This window comes from Escherichia sp. TW14182, assembly GCF_000208525.1.
GTDB classification, from domain to species: domain Bacteria; phylum Pseudomonadota; class Gammaproteobacteria; order Enterobacterales; family Enterobacteriaceae; genus Escherichia; species Escherichia ruysiae.
This window is the reverse complement of record NZ_AEJZ01000423.1, coordinates 1-1,501: the sequence shown is the minus strand read 5'-3', so window position 1 is coordinate 1,501 and position 1,501 is coordinate 1. Positions and strand designations below refer to the sequence as shown.

1 protein-coding gene is annotated in these 1,501 nt (G+C 39.9%); it reads left to right on the top strand.

All coding sequences use genetic code 11. The annotated features are described in order from the left end of the window. The first annotated feature begins 209 nt into the window (after positions 1-209). Positions 210-1,169: a YbgA family protein gene (locus tag EQY_RS0122760; RefSeq protein WP_000592547.1), complete on the top strand. Its 960-nt coding sequence runs from the start codon at positions 210-212 to the stop codon at positions 1,167-1,169. Positions 1,170-1,501: the final 332 nt, after the last annotated feature.

Below are 1,501 nucleotides of genomic sequence, written 5' to 3'. Positions count from 1 at the left end.
GGGGGGGATGTGTTCATTACATTTCCTGTACTTTTGATAGTTGAGAGTAAGTATGAAAGATAGATGATTACGACCGATCACTTAAAGAACTTTCATACTATATTAGGAATAGTCCATAACAGAAAAATTGTCAGTGATGACGCCAGAAAGGCAATTTATTCCGTGCACTACACAGTTTATGTGTTAATGAATTAGTCAAGGGGGAGGATATGATAAAAAAACCTGTGATTGGAATCAGCGGTTGTTTGGCCGGTTCTGCTGTTCGTTTTGATGGTGGTCACAAAAGAGCTGACTTTTTAATGGACAAATTAGTGGAATGGGTAACATTCAGACCAGTATGTCCGGAAATGGCTATAGGGCTGCCAGTTCCGCGTCCTGCTCTACGTCTTGTGCGCTCGACGCAAGGAAATATACGGATGTGTTTCAGCCACGACCAGAATGAGGATGTGACAGAGAGAATGACAGAGTTTAGTCGTTCTTATATGGACAAATTAAAGGATGTATCGGGGTTTGTGGTTTGTGCTAAATCTCCCAGCTGTGGCATGGAGCGCGTGCGTGTCTATGATGAAAATGGTAATCGAGGTCGTAAAGATGGAGTGGGACTATTTACGAGCACTTTGATGGAAAAGTTTTCCTGGCTACCGGTTGAAGAGGATGGGCGATTACATGATCCAGTGCTTCGTGAGAATTTTGTTGAAAGAGTTTTTGCTTTGCATGAGCTCAATCACCTTTACAAGGAGAAATTATCAAGAAGAGAGTTATTGGCTTTTCATAGTCGTTATAAGCTTCAGTTGTTGGCGCATAGTCAGACAGGCTATAAAGATATGGGACCATTTGTGGCTGCAATACACGAGTGGGCGGATCTTGAATCATACTTTGAGGTGTATCGTGATAAGCTGATGGCGATTCTCAGAAAACCTGCATCACGTAAAAATCACACGAATGTGCTGATGCATATACAGGGGTATTTTAGTAACTACTTAAGTACACGCCAGCGTAAAGAGTTGAGCGAGGTTATACTTAACTATCGTTCTGGCACATTACCTCTTCTTGCGCCGTTGACTCTGCTGAAGCATTATCTGGGTGAGTATCCTAATGATTACTTGCTTACACAGAATTACTTCGATCCCTATCCGGACGAACTGGCTCTAAGACTGATGGTAAATTAATTGTATGCGATATCATCCAAAAGGATGAGTTCCTGCATACAGGATATTTACAATCGTAAAAACTACACTATGATACCCAGAGTGTCAGTTTGTATAAAAACTCTGTTTACGCTGAAGAAACCATTGAGATGCAACTTAAATTTGGTAAACATGCCAGTCAAAATATATGATATTATGATTCCACGCAGCTATATATAATATAACAGATTGGTTTAATAATTTGTCTTTGTGAGTTAAATACATAATTTTATACTTGTGATGCAATGAGATTTTCCTTATTGTTGAACTGGCGAATATTGATTTTTGTAGTGGCATAGTGAATTTGGCCACCT

What these genes read in the sequence shown, in the direction of transcription:
- EQY_RS0122760 (WP_000592547.1), top strand. Translation starts at nt 210, where the DNA reads ATGATAAAAAAACCTGTGATTGGAATCAGCGGTTGTTTGGCCGGTTCT.